This window comes from Bradyrhizobium sp. (genome assembly GCF_049798375.1).
In the GTDB taxonomy this organism is placed as follows: Bacteria; Pseudomonadota; Alphaproteobacteria; order Rhizobiales; family Xanthobacteraceae; genus Bradyrhizobium.
Genome location: NZ_JBARGP010000772.1, coordinates 1 through 6,369, shown reverse-complemented (window position 1 = coordinate 6,369; position 6,369 = coordinate 1). Strand labels below are relative to the sequence as shown.

Below are 6,369 nucleotides of genomic sequence, written 5' to 3'. Positions count from 1 at the left end.
CCCTCCTGGCGCTCGTGTTCGCGAGCGCGTCCGTCTTTGGACTGGCGGGCCATTTCACCGCGACCACCCTGATCCATCGCCAGCAGGCGCGGCAGATCGATGAATTTACCGAGGTCATGCTGCGACGTTCGGAATTCGCCGTCAATTCCGGCGCTGCCAGCCTGGATCAGCTTGCAAGCCGCGGCCTCACCAATTGCGAGCCCGGTACGCTGCAGGCGATCCGGCTTCATGTCTATCAGCACTCCGCGATGAAGGACGTCCGTCTCGTCAACACGGACGGCTCGGTGATCTGCTCGGCCTATTCCGAGACCCTGGAATTCGACAATGGCTGGGTCGCGCGATCCGACATGCTGCCGTCGCGGGACGGCAAGCTGCGGATTTTCCGCGTCGAGCAGTTCGGCGGCAATGCGCTCGGTGTGCTCAGGGATATCGACAGCAAGACAGCCCTGGTCGCCATTCTCGGCCTCACCAACAGCCTGCTCGACATCATGCCGGCTGAGCTACGTGCTCACAGCAGGGTCGCGCTCGCCTTGACCAATGGCGAGACACTCGGTGAGTTCAAGGTGGATGCCGACAAGGCGCTACCGGAACCGATCGAATCTCAGATGCGCTCTGCGCGATATCCGCTGCAGGCGACCATCGACATCGACCGCGCCGCGCTATCCACCTGGAACGGCGAGACCTATTGGCCCGCGGTTGTGACCTCGCTCGGCCTCGGCGTCCTCTTCGGCGTTCTCCTGGCGCGCTCGCTGCGGACGGAGGGTCCGGTTGCCGACCTCGACCGTGCGCTCGCGCGCGGTGAGTTCGCGCCCTACTTCCAGCCGATCTTCGATCTCAGAACCGGCCAGATCAAGGGTTGCGAGATCCTGGCGCGTTGGCTGCGTGACGATGGCTCGGTGGTTCCACCGATGAGCTTCATCCCGCTCGCGGAGTCCAGCGGCCGCATCCAGGACATGACCTGGCAGATCCTGCAGCGCGCGCTCTCCGGCCTGCAACCGCTCTTGAAGCAGGACAAGGAGTTCAAGCTGTCGTTCAACGTGGTGCCGAAGCATCTGTTGAGCGCCGGCTTCGTCGAAGCGCTGCGCCGAGTGGTGCTGGCAGCCAAGGTCTCGACGCGCCAGATCGTGATCGAGGTGACCGAGCGCGACGAGCTCGAGGATCTCCCCCGCGCCGCGGCCGTGGTGCGCGAGTTGCGCGCGCGCGGCTTCCGCGTCGCCATCGACGACGTCGGCACCGGCCATAGCGGACTGTCGCGCCTGAAGGGGCTCGGTGCCAACACGATCAAGATCGACAAGTTCTTCGTCGATACGGTCACAGTCGACGCCTCGACCACGGCAATCATCGAGATGCTGGTCGGCCTCGCGATCGACCTGCAGATGACGGTGGTCGCCGAAGGCATCGAGACCGAGGAACAGGCCAGGGCACTGATCAGCTGCGGCGTCGAAGAAGGCCAAGGCTATCTCGTCGCCGCTCCGCTGCCCTTGCCCAAATTCCTCGACCTGCTCGAGCGGCGGCGACCGACGAAAGCGAGCGACGATGCCGCGATGGATACGGCGCTGGTCGCGTAGATGTAGGATCGGTTGAGCGAAGCGATACCCATCAAGGGCGCAACGCAGCTTCAGCGTAGGCGACAAGCCGGACGACGACAGCGGAAGACGGCAGGCTGTTTGAAAGCGTGCATCAGATATTGCTGATGGAGCTGCGACCTATCGCTTCATTGGCGGCGCGCTCCCTCTCCCCGTTCTTCACGGGGAGAGGGCTGAGGTGAGGGGCAGACGCTTGCTCGATATGAGTTGTTAGACCTGTCCCTTTCACCCGATCGCTTCGCGATCGACCTCGCCCCGCATCCGCCGTCGCTCTTCGAGCTATGGGGGACAAGAGCGGGGCGAGGTTAACGTGTGTGCCGCCCGATACGCGCACGCCTCACGCTCGCTACGGGACTAAGCCGATACTCAATGCAACAGCTTCGCGACGTTGTCCTTGGTGACGAGGTCGAGGCCGGTGTAGATCGTCTCCGGCACCTTCTGGCCCTTCTTGATCGCGAGCAGCGTGTCCATCGCCTTCTCGCCCATCTCGAACGGACGCTGGCCCGTCAGCGCATTGGAATAGCCGTCGCGCAACAGTTCGAGCTGCATCTTCAAGGTATCGGCGACGACCAGAGTGAACTTGCCGGCATCGATGTCCTTCTTGTTGTGGTTGACGAAGGCCTTGTAACCCTCGGGCGCGAACATCGGCCAGCCGCCGACCGGCACGATCGCCGCGAGATCCGGCGTCGCGGTACGCAGGTCGGTCATCTGCTGCACGGCGAGCGCAGAATCGTCGTTGCAGAAGGTCGGGGAGCCCGCGACCTCGGTCCATTTCGACCCCTTCAGCGCCTCGCGCACGCCATCGACGCGCTCGGCAAGGTTCTTGGCGCCGGGACCGCCGGAGACGATGGCGTATTTGCCGCCCTCGGGTCTGAGCTGCAGCAGTTGCTTGCCGAGCGCAAGGCCGAAATCCTTGTTGTTGGTGCCGATATAAGCGATCCGCTTCGAGCCCGGCGCATCCGCATCGAAGGTGATGACGGGAATGCCGGCCGCGGTCGCCGCCTCGATCGACTTGGTCATGGACGGAACGTCGGCGACCGAGATCGCAAGACCATCGACCTTCTGGGTGATGAAGTCCTGGATGATCTGCGCCTGCGTCGCCGGCTCATGCTCGACCGGGCCCTTGTAGATGCATTCGACATTGCCGAGTTCCTTGGCCCGCTTCTCGCAGCCGTCACGCGCGACGTCGAAGAACGGGTTGTTCATCGCCTTCGGCACCACCGCGAAATGATACTTCGTCTCGGCCCGAGCGGGCGCCACCAGAACCGCGAGCGCGGCGGCGGCAAATAGCAGTTTCTTCATTGGTCTCCTCCTCCTGTCTATCCTGTTGATTGCCTGCGCCGGAATGCGGATAGACGTCATCATTCACGTCCCGGCCAGTCTTTATGCCAGCATGCGCGCGCGGATCCGGTCGACCAGCACGGCCGCGATGATGATCACCCCGACCAAGGTCTGCTGCCAGTAGGAATTGACCTGCGCCAACACCAGCCCATTGCGGATCACCTCGAGCAGCACGCAGCCGACGATCGCCCCCAACGGGCCGCCGATGCCGCCGGCGAGATTGGCGCCGCCGATCACGGCCGCCGCGATGACGTTCAGCTCATACGAGGTCGCCATATTGGCCGGCGCCGATCCGAGCCAGCCGGAGATGATGATGCCCTGCAGCCCGGCGGCGAGCGCGCCGATCACATAGACCGCGATCTTGACGCGCGTCACCGCGACCCCGGTCAACTCGGCCGCCTTCTCGTTGCCGCCGATAGCAAACACATGGCGGCCGAAGCGCATGTGATGCAGCACGAGTGCCATGATCAGCGCCAGCACGACCAGATAGATGAAGGGCGCCGGCAGGCCGTAGACGTCGCCCGATGTCAGCGCGTAGAAATAATCGGCATCCGGTCCACCTGGAAAGCTGCCCCTGCCGTTCGAGATCACGTAGGCGAGCCCGCGCACGATCGAGAGCATGCCGAGCGTGGTCACGAACGGCGACAGGCCCAGCACCGCGACGCAGAGACCGTTGATGAGGCCAACGATCAGCGACACCACGAGCCCGCACAGCACCGAGACCAGCAGGATCAGCCCGGGCACATTGGCGACCACGGTCTTGCCGTCGCTGCCGAGATGCACGAAGAGCTGGGACAGCGGCTCGCCCGGCGTCGAGAGTGCCGTCATCACCATCGAGGTGACCATTGCGGCGAAGCACATCAGCGAGCCGACCGACAGATCGATGCCGCCGGTGATGATCACGAAGGTGATGCCGAGGGTGGCGATCGCGATGAAGGAAAAGTTCTTGGCGACGTTCTGCAGATTGCCCTCGGTGAAGAAATAAGGGCTGGCGAAGTTCATGATGATGATCAGCGCAATGAGCGCAATCAGCACGTAGCCGGTCTGCGAGGCGAACAGGCCGCGATGCCACCACCGCGTCTTGCCGACATTGCCGAACGAGACCGGATGATCCGTAAGCTGCGTCATCACGCCATCTCCTTGGCGCCGGTGATCAGCGCGGTCACTTCTTCAGGCGAGCTCTCGGCAATCGGCTTGTCGGCCCTCTTCTCGCCGCGTCGCATCACCACGACACGGTCGCAGACCGCGAAGATGTCGGGCATGCGGTGCGAGATCAGCATGACCGCGATGCCCTGCTCTTTCAGGCGGTGGATCAGGCTCAGCACCTGCTCCACCTGGCGCACCGAGATCGCGGCGGTCGGCTCGTCCATCATCACGAGCTTGGCGTTCGACAGCCGCGTGCGCGCAATCGCCACGGCCTGGCGCTGGCCGCCCGACATGTCCTTGACCAAATTTTCGGGGCGCGTCTCGGAGCGCAGCTCATGAAACAGCTCGAGCGCCCGCGCCTCCATCGCCTTGTGGTCGAGCAGCTTGATCGGCCCGACCGAGCGCGTCAGCTCGCGACCGAGAAACACGTTGGCAGCGGCCGTCAGATTGTTGGCGAGCGCGAGGTCTTGATAGACGACCTCGATGCCGACTGCGCGGGAATCGACCGGACGATAGAACTGCACCTCGCGGCCATCGAAATGGATGGTGCCTTGGCTCGGTGGAAAATTGCCGGCAATGATCCGCACCAGCGTCGATTTGCCGGCGCCGTTGTCGCCCATCAACCCCACCACCTCGCCGGCGCGAATGGTGAGATCGACGCCGTACAGCGCGCGGATCGCGCCGAAATGCTTGCCGATCCCCTGCAACTGCAGGACCGGCGCAACAGCCGGCTCAACCACCGGCGTCCCTGTCGCCGCCGTGATGTTCATGGCGGTCCTCCCCTCTTGTCGTTGGCCGCGGTCGTTCGACCGTCGTTTTTGTGCGTGATGGATAGAACCACTATAGATAGCAGTTTACCACACTTTCTAGATATTCCTGCCGGCCCGAGCGCGGTTGCGGATCGAGGCCCGTTATCGCGCGATCGGCCAACTCGGCGAGCGAGCGCTGTCCAGCCAGGATCGCCTTGCCCTCCTCACCATCCCAGCCGGCATAGCGTTCGGCGAGAGGCGTGGTCAGGGCGCCTGCGTCGAGCATGTCGGCGGCAGCGAGGAAACCGCGTGCGCAGGCATCCATCGAGCCGACATGAGCGTGGATCAGATCATCCGGGTCAATCGACTGCCGGCGGATCTTGGCATCGAAATTCAGCCCACCTGTGCTCAAGCCGCCACCCTTGATGATCTCATGAAACACCAACGCCAGCTCGCTTGTATTCATCGCGAACTGATCAGTGTCCCAGCCGAGCAGATCGTCGCCGCGGTTGATGTCGATGGAGCCGAGCACACCGAGCGCCTGCGCCAGCGCGATCTCGTGCTGGAACGAATGACCGGCGAGAATGGCGTGGTTCTGCTCGACATTGAGCTTGACGTCATTCAGCAGGTCGTAACGCCTGAGGAAGCCGTAGCAGGTCGCGACGTCGAAATCATATTGATGCTTGGTCGGCTCCTTCGGCTTCGGCTCGATCAGGATCGGCCCCTTGAAGCCGATCTTGTGCTTGTGCTCGACCACAAGCGCAACGAAGCGGCCGAGCTGGTCGAGCTCGCGCTTGATGTCGGTGTTGAGCAAGGTCTCATAACCCTCGCGGCCGCCCCACAGCACGTAGTTCTGGCCGCCGAGCCGATGCGTTACCTCCAGCGCGGCGCGCACCTGCCCTGCGGCATAGGCAAACACGTCCGGGTCCGGATTGGTCGCGGCGCCCGACATATAGCGGCGATGCGAGAACAGATTCGCGGTGCCCCACAGCAGCCGCACCTTGGCCGACGCCATTTTCTGTTCGAACAGATCAGCGATCGCATTCAGATTGGCGACGGATTCCTTTAGCGTGGCGCCCTCCGGTGCGGCGTCGGCATCGTGGAAGGTGAAGAAGGGCACGTCGAGCAGCCGAAACAGCTCGAAGGCGACATCGGCCTTAGCGCGCGCCATCGCCAGGGGATCGTTGCCGTGCTGCCACGGCCGCAGAAAAGTCTCGCCGCCAAAGGGATCGCTGCCCGGCCAGCAGAACGAGTGCCAATAGCAGACGGCGAAGCGCAAATGGTCCTCCAGCCGCTTGCCGCTGACAACACGGTCCTTGTCGTACCAACGGAAGGCGAGCGGGCTCTTCGCGTCCGCGCCGCCATAGACGATTGGATCTTTGGTCCGGAAGAAGGTGGCTGATGCGTTCATCGCGAGCACTCTTTCAAGGCAGGATAGAGTTTGCGCCAGCGCGCGTAGGACTCGTCGTAGGCGTCAACCAGCCCGGCGCGCGGCTCGAAGCTGGCCAACCGCTGCGGGCGGCGGCAGACCTCGGCGGGATCCGCGC

At 63.7% G+C, this 6,369-nt stretch carries 5 protein-coding genes; 1 reads left to right on the top strand and 4 read right to left on the bottom strand.

Annotated features, from left to right (window positions below):
• A partial coding sequence (locus WA702_RS29550) for an EAL domain-containing protein (protein WP_425114071.1) occupies positions 1 to 1,568 on the top strand: 1,568 nt, incomplete at its 5' end.
• A gap of 384 nt (positions 1,569 to 1,952) precedes the next feature.
• Here WA702_RS29550 and WA702_RS29545 read toward each other — a convergent pair.
• From WA702_RS29545 to xylA, 4 genes are all read right to left on the bottom strand, one after another.
• Positions 1,953 to 2,888, bottom strand: a complete 936-nt coding sequence (locus WA702_RS29545; RefSeq protein ID WP_425114070.1) for a sugar-binding protein — start codon at positions 2,886 to 2,888, stop codon at positions 1,953 to 1,955.
• A gap of 81 nt (positions 2,889 to 2,969) precedes the next feature.
• Positions 2,970 to 4,055: an ABC transporter permease gene (locus tag WA702_RS29540; protein ID WP_425114069.1), complete on the bottom strand. Its 1,086-nt coding sequence runs from the start codon at positions 4,053 to 4,055 to the stop codon at positions 2,970 to 2,972.
• Positions 4,055 to 4,843 carry an ATP-binding cassette domain-containing protein gene (locus WA702_RS29535; protein WP_425114068.1) on the bottom strand — a complete coding sequence of 263 codons (789 nt, stop codon included), beginning with the start codon at positions 4,841 to 4,843 and terminating at the stop codon, positions 4,055 to 4,057. Before WA702_RS29535 ends, WA702_RS29540 begins: the two co-directional genes overlap by 1 nt.
• A gap of 70 nt (positions 4,844 to 4,913) precedes the next feature.
• Positions 4,914 to 6,233 (bottom strand): xylose isomerase, encoded by a 1,320-nt coding sequence (gene xylA / locus WA702_RS29530; RefSeq protein ID WP_425114067.1) that lies wholly within the window; start codon positions 6,231 to 6,233, stop codon positions 4,914 to 4,916.
• Positions 6,234 to 6,369: the final 136 nt, after the last annotated feature.

What these genes read in the sequence shown, in the direction of transcription:
- WA702_RS29545 (WP_425114070.1), bottom strand. Translation starts at nt 2,888, where the DNA reads ATGAAGAAACTGCTATTTGCCGCCGCCGCGCTCGCGGTTCTGGTGGCG.
- WA702_RS29540 (WP_425114069.1), bottom strand. Translation starts at nt 4,055, where the DNA reads ATGACGCAGCTTACGGATCATCCGGTCTCGTTCGGCAATGTCGGCAAG.
- WA702_RS29535 (WP_425114068.1), bottom strand. Translation starts at nt 4,843, where the DNA reads ATGAACATCACGGCGGCGACAGGGACGCCGGTGGTTGAGCCGGCTGTT.
- xylA (WP_425114067.1), bottom strand. Translation starts at nt 6,233, where the DNA reads ATGAACGCATCAGCCACCTTCTTCCGGACCAAAGATCCAATCGTCTAT.